Below are 15,551 nucleotides of genomic sequence, written 5' to 3' on the forward strand. Positions count from 1 at the left end.
AGCGACGGCGCTCCTGACCAGCATCGTCACCCGGTGGGCCGCAGCAGGGGACGACACGGACACCGGGACGTCCCTGCACCGAACGTCCGGAGTGTGCAGACTGGGCACATGACGCAGACCGGCCCGCAGGAGGAACCCGCCGAGCCGTCGTCGACCCCCGAGGACACCACCGCACCCGCCGAGCAGCCGGTCTCGGCGAGCTCGGCGCTGACCTCGGACGCGACCACCGCCGCCCTCGTCGACGCGCTCGAGGGGCTGCGCGCCCGGCTCGGCGCGCTGCGGCTCCCCCTGGAGGTCCCCGGGGCCGCCCACGCCCGCGAGGACCTGGCCCGGGCCACGGACCAGCTCGACGACTACCTGCTGCCCCGGCTCCGGGCCGAGCGCGCACCCCTGCTCGCCGTCGTCGGCGGGTCGACCGGCGCGGGCAAGTCCACCCTGGTCAACTCCCTGCTCGGCGAACAGGTCACGACACCCGGCGTGCTGCGACCCACCACCCGGTCACCGGTGCTCGTCCACCATCCTCTGGACGCGCGCTGGTTCGGTGCCGACCGCGTGCTGCCCGGGCTCGCACGCGTCGCGACGCACGGCGGGTCGACCGAGGCGTCCCCGGACCACGACGGGGCCGGGGCGCGAACCCGGACCTTGCGCCTGGTGCCCAGCGCCAACCTGCCCCAGGGGCTGGCTCTGCTCGACGCCCCGGACGTCGACTCCGTCGAGGAGGCCAACCGCGAGCTCGCCGGCCAGCTCCTCGGCGCGGCCGACCTGTGGCTGTTCGTCACCACCGCGGCGCGGTACGCGGACGCCGTCCCCTGGGAGCTGCTGACCGCCGCCGCGTCGCGCCGGGCGCAGGTCGCCCTCGTGCTCGACCGTGTCGACCCGGGGACGGAGGAGGTCGCCGCCGACCTGCGGCGCCTCATGACCGAGCACGGCCTGGGCGAGGCGTCGCTGTTCGTCGTGCCCGAGACCGGTGCCGTCGGCGAGGAGCGGATGATCGACGGGCTGCTGCCCGAGTCCGCCGTGAGCGAGCTGGCGACCTGGCTGTCCGGCGTCGGCGGGGACCCGGACTCGCGCGCCCGCGTCATCACCGCCACCCGCGACGGCGTGGTGGACGACCTCGTGCGCCGCACCAACGCCCTGGCCGACGCCGCCGACGCCCAGCAGGCGGCCGACGCCCGACTGCGCGGCGCCGTCGAGCGGCACCACCGTGAGGCGCTGCGCCAGGTGGAGGCCGCCACGTCCGACGGCGCCCTGCTGCGCGGGGAGGTCCTCGCCCGGTGGCAGGACTTCATCGGCACCGGCGAGTTCTTCCGGTCGCTCGAGGCCGGTGTCGGCAAGGTCCGCGACGCCCTCGGCCGGTTCTTCCGGGGCCGGCCCAAGGAGGCGCCGCACGTCGAGCAGGCCATCGCCCACGGCCTGGAGTCCGTGCTCCTCGACGGTGCCGAGCAGGCTGCCGAACGCACCTACGCGGACTGGCGCGACGACGTCGCCGGCTCCGCCCTGCTCGACGGCCTCGAGCTGTCCCGCACCGCCCCGAACCTGCGCGCCGAGGTTGCCGAGGCCATCCGCGGCTGGCAGGGCGACGTCCTGGCCCTGGTGCGCGAGCAGGGGGAGGGGCGCCGGGGAACCGCCCGGGTGCTGTCCTTCGGTGTCAACGCCCTCGGCGTGAGCCTCATGGTGCTCGTCTTCGCCTCGACCGCCGGCCTGACCGGCCTGGAGATCGGGATCGCCGGCGGCACGGCCGTGGCCGCGCAGAAGCTCCTCGAGGCGGTGTTCGGCGACGACGCGGTGCGGCGCCTGGCGGCGCAGGCCAAGGAACGGCTCACCGCTCGCGTGGACACCGTGCTGCGCGGGCAGGCGGCCCGCTACACCGCCCAGCTCGACGCCCTCGGCGCCGACCGGGCCGACGGACGGCGCCTCCGGGACGCGGCGCAGGACGTCGCCGAGGCGGCCCGGACGGAACGTTCGGGGCGCGAGCGCCCGGCCGACGGGCTCACCCGGCCCTGGAGCGGAGGCCTGCTGCGGGGTGCCGGGACGTTCCGCCCCCCGACCGGTCCCGACGGGGTCCCCCGCGTGCCGGGGACGCTCGCCGGGCGGGACACGGGCGCCACGGCGTCCGGGGAGGAACCCCGCAGACCGTTCTGGAAGCGCTGGCGACGGAAGGACCGTGCATGAAGGCCCCCGACCTGTCGACCCGGACCGCGGCGCTCGACCGTGCCGTCGAGGCCGGGCAGGGGCGGCTGGACCGCGAGCTGGCGGACTCGGCGCGCGGCGTGGTCGAGCGTGCCCGCGAACGCGGCGGGCTGAGCGCCGAGCACACCGTCGCGGCGCTCGCCGGAGCCACCGGGTCCGGCAAGTCGAGCGTGCTCAACGCCGTCGCCGGCGCCGACGTCGCCGAGCCTGGCGTCCAGCGGCCCACGACGGCGCACGCGCTCGCCGCGGTCTGGGGTGAGGGCGCCGACGAGCTGCTGGACTGGCTGGACGTGCCGCGTCGGCACGAGATGGAGCCCGTCGAAGGACAGGCACCGGCGACCGGCGTGCTGCGTCGCACCCGGCCGGCCGGCATCTCGACGGGTCTCGTGCTGCTCGACCTGCCCGACCACGACTCGGTGGTGGTCGAGCACCGCGTGCGTGCCGAGCGTCTCGTGGAACGGGCCGACCTGCTGGTGTGGGTCGTCGACCCGCAGAAGTACGCCGACGCCGCGCTGCACGAGCGATACCTGCGCCCGTTGGCGGGGCGGTCCGAGGTGGTCGTGATCGCGCTGAACCAGGTCGACCGGTTGTCGTCGGCGGAGACGGACGCTCTCCTCGCGGACCTGCGTCGTCTGGTGGCCGCCGACGGTCTGGGTGGTGCCCGGGTGCTGCCGGTGTCGGCCCGCACCGGGCAGGGGATCGACGCGCTGCGCGGTCTGCTGGCCGAGGCGGCGCGTCGTCGCGAGGCGTCCACCGCCCGGCTGACCGCCGACGTGCGAGCCGTGGCCGGACGGGTCCTCGACGAGAGCGGGCAGGCACCGCCGGCCCGGGCCGCCGACCGTGCCCAGGGCGCGCTCGTGGACGCTCTCGAGGACGCGGCCGGGGCGACGACCGTGGTCGAGGCGGTGCGGAGGTCGGCGCGTCGGGACGCGCGGCTGGCCACCGGCTGGCCGGTCACCCGCTGGATCGGACGGACTCGCCACGACCCCCTGCGTCGGCTCGGACTGCGACGCGACGACCTGCGCGTTCCCGTCGACCGTCCGGATCTCGCGCGCACGTCCCTGCCGCAGACCCGGCCGAGCGTGCGGGCGGCCACGGCGACCGCGGTGCGTTCCTACATCGACCACGTCACCGACGGGGCGCCGGACGCCTGGGTGCTGGCCGCCCGGGACCGCGGGTCGACGGCGATCGACCGCCTGCCCGACGCCCTGGACCAGGCCGTCGCGGGCACGCGTCTCGAGGAGGAACGTCGTCCCCTGTGGTGGCGGGTCGTCGGGGTGCTGCAGTGGCTGCTGCTCGCCGCGGCGGTGGTGGGGCTCGGCTGGCTCGGACTCGCGGCCGTGCTGTCGTACTTCCAGCTGCCGCCGCTGCTCGTGCCGGACCTGACCGTGGACCTCACGGACCGGGGCGGCGGAACCTTCGAGCTGCCGTGGCCCACGGCCCTGGCCCTCGGAGGGATCGTGGCCGGCCTGCTGCTCGCCCTCCTCTCCCGCGGGGCGGGCGCCCTGGGTGCCCGACGGCGCGCCGGTCGGGTCCGGCGGCGGCTCCGGGCCGCGGTGAGCGAGGTCGCCGAGGCCGAGGTCCGCCGCCCGGTGGCGGCCGAGATGGAGGCGCTGGCGACGTGCCGGGAGGCGGCGGCGGTCGCCGCCGCCTGAGGACGGCCGCCGGCCGTCGGCGTGCGACGATGCCGCCATGACTCGTCTGCACGTCCCCGTCTCGCTGCGCTGGTCGGACCTCGACGCCTACCAGCACGTCAACAACGTCGCGATGCTCCGGCTGCTCGAGGACGCGCGGATCACCGCGTTCTGGCGGCACCCGGAGGCCGAGGACCCGTGGCCGACAGCGGTCCTGGCCACGGGTCCGCACGCGACCTCGCACACCCTGGTGGCCGGCCAGCAGGCCGACTACCTGCGTCCGCTGGGATTCACGCGCGACCCCGTCCGCGTGGAGATGTGGATCGGTGCGATCGGGGGCGCGTCCCTCGAGGTCTGCTACGAGGTGTACGACGGGGCGCACGGCGGCTTCCCGCGGACGGGTCCCGCGTCGGGGCTGGAGCCCTACACCCGGGCCACGACGACGATCGTGGTGATCGACGCCGCCTCGGGTCGGCCGCGGCGGATCACGCCCGAGGAGCGGTCCGTCTTCGAGCGGTTCGCGGAGGACCCGATCGAGTTCCGCCGGCGCCGCTGACCCACCCCACCCGTTGTGGGCATGAAATCTGCAGCTCTGGACCTGTCCGGAGCTGCAGATTTCATACCCACAACGCGGCGGGCCGGCGCTCGCGGAGCGCTCAGGCGCCCGAGTCGGCGTCGTGCTGCTTCGCGGCCCGCTGCTCGGCAGCCCGGGCGACGTTGCGCTGCATGCCGCCGAACACGATCCCGTGGAACGGGGCCACGGACCACCAGTACGCCTGGCCGAGCAGGCCGTGGGGGTAGAACAGCGCCCGCTGAGCGAAGTACGTCCGGTGCGGTCCGTCGGCCTCCTCGGGAGCTGGTCCCGTCGTGTCCTCGTCGGTCATCTCGGCAGCCGACTCGTCGACCCGGAGCTCCAGCCAGGCCAGGCCGGGCAGCCGCATCTCCGCCCGCAGCAGCAGCCGACGTCCCGGTTCCAGCGCCTCGACCCGCCAGAAGTCGAGCGCGTCGTCGACCCGCAGGCGGCGCTCGTCGCGGCGGCCGCGCCGCAGTCCCGGCCCGCCGACGATCCGGTCCAGCAGGCCCCGCATCCTCCAGGCCAGCGACCACGAGTACCACCCGTCCTGGCCGCCGATCTCCTCGATGACCTGCCACAGCACCTCGCTCGGCGCCTCGACGACCGTGCTGCGCTCGTCGACGTAGAGCGACCCGCCCGCCCAGTCGGGGTCCGTCGGCAACGGGTCCGACGGCGCACCCGGGACCGAGGCCGACGTCCACCGGGTCGTCACCTCGCCGTCGTGGATGCGCGTCAGGGCCAGCTCGAGGGCGCGCGTGACGTCCAGTCGTCCGTGGGGCGGATCGGGGACGTACTCGCGGATGTCGTCCTCGAGGCACACGACCTCGTGCTGCAGCGACTCGACCAGGGGTCGCGCGATCCCGGACGGCACCGGCGTCACGACCCCGACCCAGTGGCTCGACAGCCGCGGTGTCAGCACCGGGACGCCGACGATGAGGCGCCGGGGGAGACCCGCCACCTCGGCGTAGCGCTGCATCATCTCCCGGTAGGTGACGATCTCCGGGCCGCCGATGTCGAAGCCGCGGGAGACGTCGGCGGGCATCGCGGCCGCACCGACCAGGTAGCGCAGCACGTCGCGGATCGCGATCGGCTGGATGCGGTTGTCCACCCAGCGGGGCGTCGTCATCGCGGGCAGTCGTTCGGTCAGGTAGCGCATCATCTCGAACGACGCCGACCCGGAGCCGAGGATCACCGCGGCCCGCAGCACCGTCGTCGGCACCCCGGAGGCGAGCAGGATCTCCTCGACCTCCTTGCGGGAGGACAGGTGCGGCGACAGCTCACCCTCGGGCACGTCCGGGTAGAGACCGCCGAGGTAGACGATCCGCCCGACGCCCGCCTCCCGGGCGGCGCGCGCGAACGTCAGGGCGTTGCGGCGGTCACGCACCTCGAAGGTGCGCCCGGTCCCGAGGGAGTGCACCAGGTAGTAGGCGACGTCGACGCCGTCGAGCGCCTGCCGCGTCGCATCCAGGTCGGAGACGTCCACGCGCACCGCCTCGACGTCGTCGGCCCAGCGGCGGCCCGCGAGCCGGTCGGGGTTCCGCGTCAGGGCGCGGACCGTGTACCCGGCCTCGAGGAGCTCGGGCACCAGCCGTCCACCGACGTAACCGGTCACGCCGGTGACGGCGACGGTGGCGGGGGTGGCGGTCGGGACCGCGGCCGTCACCGGGTCCGGGGCAGGGGAGTCGTCGGTTCGCACCTCGTCAGTCTGCCGCCCGAACGCCTCGGGCACAGCCTGAACGCTGCGCCGGCTGCGACGCGGTGAGGATCAGGCGGGCAGGCGGACCATGCCCTCCTGGGCGATCGTGGCCACCAGGGCGCCCGCGCGGTCGTAGACGCGGGCCAGGCCCAGGCCGCGACCGCCCTGCGCCCCCGGCGACTCCTGGACGTACAGCAGCCACTCGTCGGCCCGGGCGTCCCGGTGGAACCACATCGCGTGGTCCAGCGACGCCATCGGCACGGTGCCGCCGACGTCCGCCCAGGACTTGCCGGCGGCCCGCAGGACCGGCTCCAGCATGACCTGGTCGCAGCCGTACGCCAGCAGTGCCCGGTGCAGCAGCAGGTCGTCCGAGTCGATCGCGTGCCGTGCTCGCATCCAGACCATCTGCTCCGGTCGGGGGTCGTCGGCGGGCCCCACGTAGAGCGCGCCCCCGATGTGCGCGAGCTCGAAGGCCGAGTCGAACGCCCAGTACCGCGCCGCCGGGTGGTCGATGCCGCGCAGGGCCTCGAACGCCGAGGTCACCTCCTCCGGCGGCGGGACGTCGGCTGGCATGGCGGCCTGCGTCTCGTAGCCGGGCTGGTCCACCTGGAACGACGCCGTCAGTGACAGGATCGGTCGGCCCGCCTGGATGGCGTGCGTCCGGCGCGCGCTGAAGGACCGGCCGTCGCGCAGCCGCTCGACGGCGAAGTCGATCGGCGAGTCCAGCGCCCCCTCCCGCAGGAAGTAGGCGTGCAGGGAATGCGGCAGCCGGTCGTCCTCCACCGTGCGGCCGCAGGCCAGCAGCGCCTGGGACAGGACCTGTCCTCCGTAGACCCGGCGCCCGGGACCGGGCACGGACTCACCCCGCCAGACGTCCTCCTCGCCACGTGGGCCCCAGCCCTCGATCTCGCGCAGGTCGAGGGCGGCCAGGAGCCGGTCCAGGGGGCCGTGGGGGGCGTCGCTCACGCTCGTTCACATTCCTCGGGTCGTCGGGGCGGGGTGGTGCTGGTTGCTCGGAATGCTGCTGTGCTCGGGTCGGGACGGGCCCTCGTTCCTCGGGCCCACCCTCGCCTCGCTCCGCATCATTCCTGGTGCTGGTTGCTCGGAATGCTGCTGTGCTCGGGTCGGGACGGGCCCTCGTTCCTCGGGCCCACCCTCGCCTCGCTCCGCATCATTCCTCGAAGGTGTTGATGAGACTGAACGCCGCGCGCTCCAGGTAGTCCCACAGCTGGGACTCCTGGGCCGGGGCCAGGTCCAGGGACTCGACGGCGGTGCGCATGTGCGCCAGCCAGCGGTCCCGGGCGTCGGGGTTCACCTTGAACGGCGCGTGGCGCATCCGCAGCCGGGGGTGTCCCCGCTGCTGGCTGTACGTCGTCGGCCCGCCCCAGTACTGCTCGAGGAACATCGTCAGACGTTCCTTCGCGGGGCCCAGGTCTTCCTCGGGGTACATCGGGCGGAGCACCTCGTCGGTCGCCACGCCCTCGTAGAACACGTCGACGAGCCGGACGAACGTCTCGTGTCCGCCGACGTCGTCGTAGAAGGTGGGGGTCGTCACGCGCACATCTTCCCAGACGACGGGGCCGTCCCACCGTGGCCGAGGTCACCGTCGGAGGCGGCGAGGGGTTAGGCTGATCACGGAACTGCAACGGCGCAATCCGACGACACCTTGGGGAGAGACCGAATGAGCAAGGCGGAGAACATCCTCGCAGCACTCGGCGGGACCACGAACGTGGTCGAGCTCGAGCCGTGCATCACGCGGCTGCGCGTCCAGGTGTCTGACCCGGGGAAGGTCGACGAGCCGGCGCTCAAGGAGTCCGGGGCGTTCGGCGTCGTGCGGTCCGGCCGGATCATCCAGGTCATCGTCGGCCCGGAGGCCGACAACCTCGCGGCCGAGCTCGACGGACGGCTCGCCTCGGCCTGACGGCACGGCGACCCCGGCGGACGGGTCCGGCGCGGCGTCGTCGCGACGTCCGGACCCGCCCGCAGCAGTCTGCGATCAGGCCTTGTCGGGGGCGTCGACGCGCTCACCGCGCACCGCGCCCATCGTGTGCAGCTCGTCCTGCGCGGCCCGCAGCAGCGCACGGGACACGGTCCACTGGGCGCCGGGCCGCGTCTGCGCCATGATCGTGAAGGACATCGAGAAGTCCGACACCGAGTCCACGCCGCTGCGCACCGACGGCTGCTCGAGGAGCTCGTGACCCAGCTCCTCGCTGCGCGCGACGGTGTCGCCGGCCCGGCCGAGCGCCGCACGCACCCCGTCGACGTCGGCGTCCACCGGCACGTGCACCTCGGCCAGCGCGCGCGACCAGCGCTGCGTGCGGTTGCCCGCGCGCAGGATCTCGCCGTTGCGCACCCACCACTGCGTGCCGTCCAGCGCGCGCAGCTTGGTCGTCCGCAGCTGGACCTCCTCGACCTCGCCCTCGGCGCCGGAACCGAGGTCCACCCAGTCGCCCACGCCGTACTGGTCCTCGATGAGGATGAAGATGCCGGAGATGAAGTCGCGCACCAGCGACTGGGCGCCGAAACCGATGGCGACACCGACCACACCGGCGGAGGCCAGCAGCGGTCCCACCTCGAAGCCGACCGTCGACAGCACGCTGAGCAGCACCACGACGCCGACGACGATGTTCGCCGTGGAGGTGAGCACCGATCCCACGGTGCGGGCACGCTGGGCGCGCCGTGCGTTGGACAGCGGGTTCGCCACGGTCACGGCGTCCTCGACGAGCGGGGAGCCGAACCAGCTCTTCGCGTCGCGCTGCGAGGCGGCGGGGGCCTTGTCGCCGCCGGTCGCGATGCGCTCGGCGGTGTGCCGGATGACGCGGCGCAGCGCCACCAGCACGATCGTGCCGACCAGCAGGATGAGGACGACCTGCAGCGGCCAGCCGGTGAACCACTCCCAGAAGGAGCTACCGGCCTCCTGGGTCAGTTCCAGCACCCCCTCGGAGGTGCTGGGCTCGGGTGCCGGGGTGGTGTCGGACGACAGGGACAAGATCACGGATTCATCACGCACGCAGGACACGGTAACGTCCTGCCGACGCGGCTCGGTAGGCCGTCCCGGCGGCCAGACGGGTCGGCCGACCTGGGCGGAAGCGCCTCGACCGGCGCGCGGTGTCGGCCTGGCCGGGCCGATGGTGGCAGGATCGTCGTGTGAGCCTCGACGACCAGACCTCGGCCGTTTCCGACGACGATGCGCCCAGCGAGCTGCACGAGCTCGCCGCGGCGCACGGTGTGCTCACCGAGTACCACCAGTTCGGCGGTGGCGTCGCCCACGTCTCCGACGCCACCCTCGTGGCGGTGCTGACCGCGCTGGGTATCGCCGCGACGACGCGCCAGGAGGTGTCCCAGAGCCTGCGCCGGGCCCGCGACGAGGAGTGGCGCGCGGTGCTGCCCCCGACCGTCGTGGTGCGCCAGGGCGAGCCGCGCGACGTCGCCGTGCACGTCAGCGACGGCGCGTCCGTGCACGTCTGGGTCGAGCTCGACGGGGCCGAGCCCGAGGCCCGCCCGCACGAGCTGCGACGTCGCCGGGACCTGGAGCAGCGTGACGTCTTCGTCCCGCCGCGTGAGGTCGACGGCCGCCCGGTCGGGCGCGCGACCTTCGCCGTGCCGGACGGCCTGCCGCTCGGCTGGCACACCCTGCACGCCCTGACCGAGGGGCAGGAGTGGTCCGCCACGCTGGTGGTCACCCCCGCCCGGCTCGAGCTGGGCGACGACCTGGAGCGGCACCAGGCCTGGGGTGTCCTCGCCCAGCTGTACTCCGTCCGGTCCCGCACCTCGTGGGGCATGGGCGACCTGGCGGACCTGGCCGACCTGGCCTGGCTGACGGCGCACCAGGCCGGCGCCGACTTCGTCGCGGTGAACCCCCTGTCTGCGGCCGAACCCACCGTCCCCATGACGCCGTCGCCGTACCTGCCGACGTCGCGCCGGTTCGGCAACCCGATCTACGTCCGGGTCGAGGACATCCTCGAGACCGCCTACCTCTCCGCGGCGGACCGGTCGCTCGTGGAGTGGGCCGCCGACCCGGTGCGCGACCTGGACACGGACGCCGGCGCGCTGGACCGGGACGCGGTCTGGGAGGCGAAGAAGGCAGCCCTCGAGGTCGTGCACACCGCCCCCCGCCGGGCGGCCCGGCAGGCCGCCTACGAGGCGTTCGTCGCCTCGCAGGGGCAGGGGCTGCAGGACTTCGCCACGTGGTGCGCCCTGACCGAGGAGCTGGCCGGCGCCCCGTGGCCCGACGAGCTGCGCGACCCGGCGTCACCGGCCGTGGCGGCGGCCCGCGAGCGGCTGGCCGAGCGCATCGACTTCTACTGCTGGCTGCAGTGGGTCTTCGACGAGCAGAAGCACGCCGCGCAGCGCACCGCCCTCGAGGCCGGGATGCGGCTCGGGATCATGCACGACCTCGCCGTGGGTGTGCACCCGGACGGCGCGGACGTCTGGGCCCTCGGCGACGTGCTGGCGCGAGGCGTGGGTGTCGGCGCCCCGCCCGACATGTACAACCAGCAGGGGCAGAACTGGTCCCAGCCGCCGTGGAACCCGCGGATGCTCGCCAAGGCCGGCTACGCCCCGTACCGGGACATGCTGCGCACGGCGCTGCGGCACGCCGGCGCCCTGCGCGTCGACCACGTCCTCGGCCTGTTCCGGCTGTTCTGGGTGCCGGACGGCATGCGCCCGACCGAGGGCACCTACGTGCGCTACGACCACGACGCCCTGGTCGGGATCCTCTGCCTCGAGGCCCACCGGGCCGGCGCCGTCGTCATCGGCGAGGACCTGGGCGTGTTCGAACCGTGGGTCCGTGACTACCTCGCCTCGCGCGGGGTGCTGGGCACCTCGGTCTTCTGGTTCGAGAAGTCCGACGGGCGGCCCACCCCTCCGGAGGACTACCGGCACCTGACCTTCGCCACCGTCGGCACGCACGACATGCCGCCCACGGCCGGGTACCTCGCCGGGGAGCACGTCGACCTGCGCGACCGGCTCGGCCTGCTCACGGAGGACCCCCAGGTCCTGCGGGCGCAGGCGCGGGCGGAACGGCAGGCGGCCGTGGTGGCCCTGTCCCAGCGCGGACTGGTCGGGGACTCGCCGTCCGAGCGAGAGGTCGTCGAGGGGCTGCACCGGTACCTGCGCCGGTCACGCGCCGCGCTGGTCGGGGTCCAGCTCGTCGACGCCGTGGGGGAGCGGCGCTCGCAGAACCAGCCTGGCACGGACACCGAGTACCCGAACTGGAAGGTGCCGCTCGGCGACTCGGCGGGCAACAACGTGCTGGTCGAGGACCTGTTCGACAACGCCCGGCTCCGCTCGCTCTTCGCCGCGGTGGCCTCCGCCCGCTAGGCAGGTCGGCACCGCCTGTCGCGAGTCAGCACCGGCTCCCGCAGGTCAGCGCCGCGGGCGGCGAGTCAGGACGGTTCCCGACGAGTCAGACCGGCGAGGGTGCGGACGTGGGCCTCGGCCGCGGCGTCCTGACTCGGCCCTCGACGTGCTGACTCGCGAGGAATCGCGCTGACTCGCTGTGACGGACGCGGGCCCGGCCGGAGCGATCCGGCCGAGCCCGCGTCCTCCTCCACGGAGGGGTGTCAGGAGGCGGCGTCGACCGCCTGCGCGGCCAGGGCCCGCTCGGTGCCGGCGAGCCCCTCGACGACCATGCGCCGCAGCGCCGCCGGTGCGTCGGGGTGCGTCTCGAGCCAGCCGCGGACGGTGTCCCGCAGCTCGACCGAGGCCAGCGGGGCCGGGTAGAGACCTTCCACGAGCTCCTCGGCGATGTGGTAGCTGCGGCTGTCCCAGATCGGCAGCAGGGCGTCGACGTAGCGCTGTGCGAACGGCTCCAGCACCGCCGGGTCCGTCACGTGCACGAACCCGGAGGCCGTGGCGCGGATGATCGCGTTCGGTGCGTCCGAGTCGTCGACCACGGAGGCGAAGGCGCGCTCCTTGCCGGCGGTCGTCGGGATCGTCGCACGGGCCCGGGCCGCGGCCTGACGACCGGTCGCGGTGTCGTCCGCGGCCTGAGCGGTGTCGATCTCCGCCTCGTCGGCGGCGCCGAGCAGCACCAGTCCCTGCAGCAGCTCCCAGCGCAGGTCGGTGTCCACCGACAGCCCCTCGAGGACGACCGACCCGTCCAGCAGGCCGCGCAGCGGTTCGACGTGGTCCTCGGTGGACGCCAGCGCCGAGAAGTACTTCACGAGCTGCAGCTGCAGGTCGGAGCCGGGCGAGGCCTTCTGGGCGAGGGCCCACAGGGTGTCGCCGACCCGCTGGAGCGTCGCGGCACGCCGCTCCGGCGCCACGTACGTGCGGGTGGCCAGGCCGAGCTGCGCCAGGGTCGTCCGCACCGTCGTCGACTCGGTCTCGGCGGCGATGTTGCCCAGCACCAGGTCGACGTACGCCGAGGCCGGCGTCTCGCCGTCGCGCACCGCGTCCCACACCGAGCTCCACACCAGCGAGCGGGCCAGCGGGTCGGCGATCCGCGACAGGTTCTCGACCGCGAAGGTCAGCGAGGCGTCGTCCAGCCGCACCTTGGCGTAGGCCAGGTCGTCGTCGTTGATCAGCACCAGGGCCGGCCGGTCGAGCTCGATGAGCTCGGGCACCTCGGTCCGCTCGCCGTCGACGTCCACCTGGACCGACCGCGTCCGCACCACGTTCCCGGCGGTGTCGAAGTCGTAGAAGCCGATCCCGAGCCGGTGCGGACGGATCGTCGGGTAGTCCTCGTGCGCCGACTGCTCGATGACGAACGAGGTGATGCGTCCGTGCGCGTCCAGCTCGATCGCCGGGCGCAGGGTGTTGACCCCGGCGGTCTCCAGCCAGGCCTGCGACCATGCGGACAGGTCGCGGCCGCTGGTTGCCTCGAGCTCGACCAGCAGGTCCCGCAGCTCGGTGTTGCCCCAGGCGTGCTTGCGGAAGTAGGCCGAGACACCCGCGACGAACTCGTCACGGCCGACCCACGCCACGAGCTGCTTGAGCACCGACGCGCCCTTGGCGTAGGTGATGCCGTCGAAGTTGACCTGGACGTCCTCCAGGTCGTTGATCGGCGCCACGATCGGGTGCGTCGACGGCAGCTGGTCCTGGCGGTAGGCCCACGTCTTCTCCATGGCGTTGAACGTGGTCCACGCCGCCTCCCACTCGGTGGACTCGGCGGTGGCGAGGGTGGAGGCGTACTCGGCGAACGACTCGTTCAGCCACAGGTCGTTCCACCACTTCATGGTGACGAGGTCGCCGAACCACATGTGCGCCAGCTCGTGCAGGATCGTCACGACGCGGCGCTCGCGGATCGCGTCGGTGACCTGGGAGCGGAACACGTAGGACTCGGTGAAGGTGACGCAGCCCGGGTTCTCCATCGCGCCCATGTTGTACTCGGGCACGAACAGCTGGTCGTACTTGTCGAACGGGTAGGCGACGCCGAACGTCTCCTCGTAGAAGCCGAAGCCCTGCCGGGTGGTCTCCATGATCGCCTCGGCGTCCAGGTGCTCGGAGAGCGAGGCGCGGCAGTAGACGCCGAGCGGGACCACGCGGCCGTCCGACGACGTCGCCTCGCCGCGCTCGACGGCGTAGGGGCCCGCGACGAGCGCCACGAGGTAGGTGGAGATGCGCGGGGTCGGCCCGAACTCCCAGCGGGCCGCCTCGACGCCGGTGTCGGTCGCGTGCGTGGCCGGGGTCGGCTCGGGGGTCGGCTGGTTGGCGACGACCTGCCAGCGGGCGGGTGCGGTCACCGACAGCTGGAAGGGTGCCTTGAGGTCGGGCTGCTCGAAGGTGGCGAACACGCGGCGCGCGTCGGGGACCTCGAACTGGGTGTACAGGTAGACCTCGTCGTCGACCGGGTCGACGAACCGGTGCAGGCCCTCGCCGGTGTTCATGTAGGCGCAGTCGGCGACGACGCGCACCTCGTTCTCGGCGGCCAGGCCGTCGAGGGCGATCCGCGAGTCGGTGAACACCGCGTCGACGTCGAGCGACCGGCCGTTCAGCACGATCTCGTGCACCCGCGGGGCGACGAGGTCGAGGAACGTGCCCGCACCCTCGGTGGCCGAGAACCGGATGACGGTGGTCGACGCGAACGTGTCGGGTCCGGTGGTCAGGTCCAGGTCGATCGCGTAGGACTCGACGGCGGTGACGACGTCGGCACGGGCGATCGCCTCGGCACGGGTCAGGTTCTCTCCGGGCACGGGTGCTCCCTCGCATGGTGGTCGTGGCGGCGTGTCGCGAGGTCGTCGCGGCACGCCGACGATCATGCCACTTCCTGGGTGCCCGACCGAACGGATTCGCGAGGTTTCAGCCGGTGTCCGGGGGAAGGGTTCGACCCCCGACACGCGCTCGTGACATCCTGCTCGATGCATGTGACGCGTCGGCACCGACCGGCGCGGGAGGGAGAACTGATGTCCGGCACGGTGCCGCCACCCCCGCCGCCCGGCCCTGGTCCCCAGGAGCCCGGTGGCGCGTCCTCGCCCGCCGCGGCGCCCCGACGGGCCTCCGCCGCCCCGGCGGCGCCGCCGTCGTTCGCGCCGCGCGGCGCCGGTCGGCGGGAGACGACGGCGACACCGGACGAGCAGGCGACCCGTCCGCACGCCCCCGTGCCCCCGGCCCCGGGGGCGTCCTCGCCGTCCACGGCCTCGCCCGCGTCCCCGTCCCCGCACGCCGCGCAGACGACCGCGTGGAACGCGACCGCCCCGGTGGCAGGTTCGGCTCCCGTGCCCCCGCAGCAGGCCCCGTCGCGGGTTCCCGCGGGGATGCCTCCGCAGCAGTACGGGTACGGCTACACGCCGCAGCAGTACGCCTACCAGCAGCCGTCGGCCGCACCCGGCGGCGGCACCCCGCCGTCCGGGACGACGCAGCAGCCGTCCGTCGGCGGGCGGGGCCGTCGGCTCAGCGCCGGCTGGATCGCGTTCATCGCGCTGGACGCCGTCCTCCTCGTCGTCGCCCTCGTGTTCGCGGTGGGCGCGCTGGGCGGGTCGGACCTCCCCGACACCCAGGCCGAGGGCACCGCGGAGGCCGCCGGCGAGGGCGCTGCGAACGGCGACGGCGACGGTCAGGGCGGTGCCGAGCAGGACGCCGACTCCGGGCCGGGCGAGCTGGTGACCGAGTTCGCCTCGCCGTCGCGCAACATCACCTGCGAGGTCTACGCCGACCAGGTCACCTGCGGTCTGGCCGAGCGGGACCAGCAGCCCGTCCCGGTGGAGGACTGCGACGGGACGAGCGGGTACGCCGTCACGCTGACCGGCGGCGGCGAGGTCTCGCTGCCGTGCCTGGCCAAGGGGGAGAAGCCCAAGAAGGCGCCGAAGAACATGGAGCAGCTGCCCTACGGCGAGTCCCGCACCGAGGGCGACTTCACCTGCACCAGCGAGACCGACGGCATGTACTGCCAGCACGATCCCAGCGGCAACGGGTTCTCCCTGGCCCGGGCCGGCGTCGGGACGTTCTGACCGGTAGCTCTCCGGCACGACGACGGACGCCCCGGACCCTCGAGGGTCCGGGGCGTCCGTGTGTC

11 protein-coding genes are annotated in these 15,551 nt (G+C 74.0%); 6 read left to right on the forward strand and 5 right to left on the reverse strand.

Translation table 11 applies throughout. From position 1 onward, the window contains the following. The first annotated feature begins 108 nt into the window (after positions 1 to 108). From Q6350_RS07720 to Q6350_RS07730, 3 genes are read left to right on the forward strand one after another with little or no spacing between them, the layout of a single operon-like run. Positions 109 to 2,172, forward strand: a complete 2,064-nt coding sequence (locus Q6350_RS07720) for a dynamin family protein (RefSeq protein WP_305065889.1) — start codon at positions 109 to 111, stop codon at positions 2,170 to 2,172. Further along, positions 2,169 to 3,845 (forward strand): GTPase, encoded by a 1,677-nt coding sequence (locus Q6350_RS07725; RefSeq protein ID WP_305065890.1) that lies wholly within the window; start codon positions 2,169 to 2,171, stop codon positions 3,843 to 3,845. Before Q6350_RS07720 ends, Q6350_RS07725 begins: the two co-directional genes overlap by 4 nt. 37 nt (positions 3,846 to 3,882) lie before the next feature. After that, positions 3,883 to 4,380 (forward strand): thioesterase family protein, encoded by a 498-nt coding sequence (locus Q6350_RS07730; RefSeq protein WP_304607294.1) that lies wholly within the window; start codon positions 3,883 to 3,885, stop codon positions 4,378 to 4,380. A gap of 100 nt (positions 4,381 to 4,480) precedes the next feature. Here the strand turns inward: Q6350_RS07730 and Q6350_RS07735 are convergent, their stop codons facing one another. The 3 genes from Q6350_RS07735 to Q6350_RS07745 form a co-directional block, all read right to left on the reverse strand. Continuing rightward, positions 4,481 to 6,094: an SDR family oxidoreductase gene (locus Q6350_RS07735; RefSeq protein ID WP_305065891.1), complete on the reverse strand. Its 1,614-nt coding sequence runs from the start codon at positions 6,092 to 6,094 to the stop codon at positions 4,481 to 4,483. Positions 6,095 to 6,163: 69 nt separating this feature from the next. Next, a complete protein-coding gene (locus Q6350_RS07740) occupies positions 6,164 to 7,060 on the reverse strand; it encodes an acyl-CoA thioesterase II (protein ID WP_171247580.1) in 897 nt (298 codons plus the stop codon). 205 nt (positions 7,061 to 7,265) lie between these two features. After that, positions 7,266 to 7,649 carry a globin gene (locus tag Q6350_RS07745; RefSeq protein WP_171247582.1) on the reverse strand — a complete coding sequence of 128 codons (384 nt, stop codon included), beginning with the start codon at positions 7,647 to 7,649 and terminating at the stop codon, positions 7,266 to 7,268. A gap of 126 nt (positions 7,650 to 7,775) precedes the next feature. On the opposite strand from Q6350_RS07745, the gene Q6350_RS07750 reads away from it, so the two are divergent. After that, on the forward strand, positions 7,776 to 8,015 hold the full coding sequence (locus Q6350_RS07750; RefSeq protein WP_171247583.1) for a glucose PTS transporter subunit EIIB: 240 nt from the start codon (positions 7,776 to 7,778) through the stop codon (positions 8,013 to 8,015). 75 nt (positions 8,016 to 8,090) lie between these two features. On the opposite strand, the gene Q6350_RS07755 is transcribed toward Q6350_RS07750, so the two are convergent. Beyond that, positions 8,091 to 9,104, reverse strand: coding sequence for a mechanosensitive ion channel family protein (locus Q6350_RS07755; RefSeq protein WP_304603573.1), 1,014 nt, complete (start codon positions 9,102 to 9,104; stop codon positions 8,091 to 8,093). A 137-nt stretch (positions 9,105 to 9,241) separates the two neighbouring features. Between Q6350_RS07755 and malQ the strand changes: the two genes are divergently transcribed. After that, a complete protein-coding gene (malQ, locus tag Q6350_RS07760) occupies positions 9,242 to 11,416 on the forward strand; it encodes a 4-alpha-glucanotransferase (protein ID WP_304607297.1) in 2,175 nt (724 codons plus the stop codon). A 242-nt stretch (positions 11,417 to 11,658) separates the two neighbouring features. Here the strand turns inward: malQ and pepN are convergent, their stop codons facing one another. Next, a complete protein-coding gene (gene pepN / locus Q6350_RS07765; protein WP_305065892.1) occupies positions 11,659 to 14,232 on the reverse strand; it encodes an aminopeptidase N in 2,574 nt (857 codons plus the stop codon). 522 nt (positions 14,233 to 14,754) lie between these two features. On the opposite strand from pepN, the gene Q6350_RS07770 reads away from it, so the two are divergent. Then, positions 14,755 to 15,486 (forward strand): hypothetical protein, encoded by a 732-nt coding sequence (locus Q6350_RS07770; protein ID WP_304603576.1) that lies wholly within the window; start codon positions 14,755 to 14,757, stop codon positions 15,484 to 15,486. Positions 15,487 to 15,551 lie beyond the last annotated feature (65 nt).

The organism is Isoptericola sp. b515 (assembly GCF_030588125.1).
GTDB classification, from domain to species: domain Bacteria; phylum Actinomycetota; class Actinomycetes; order Actinomycetales; family Cellulomonadaceae; genus Isoptericola; species Isoptericola sediminis.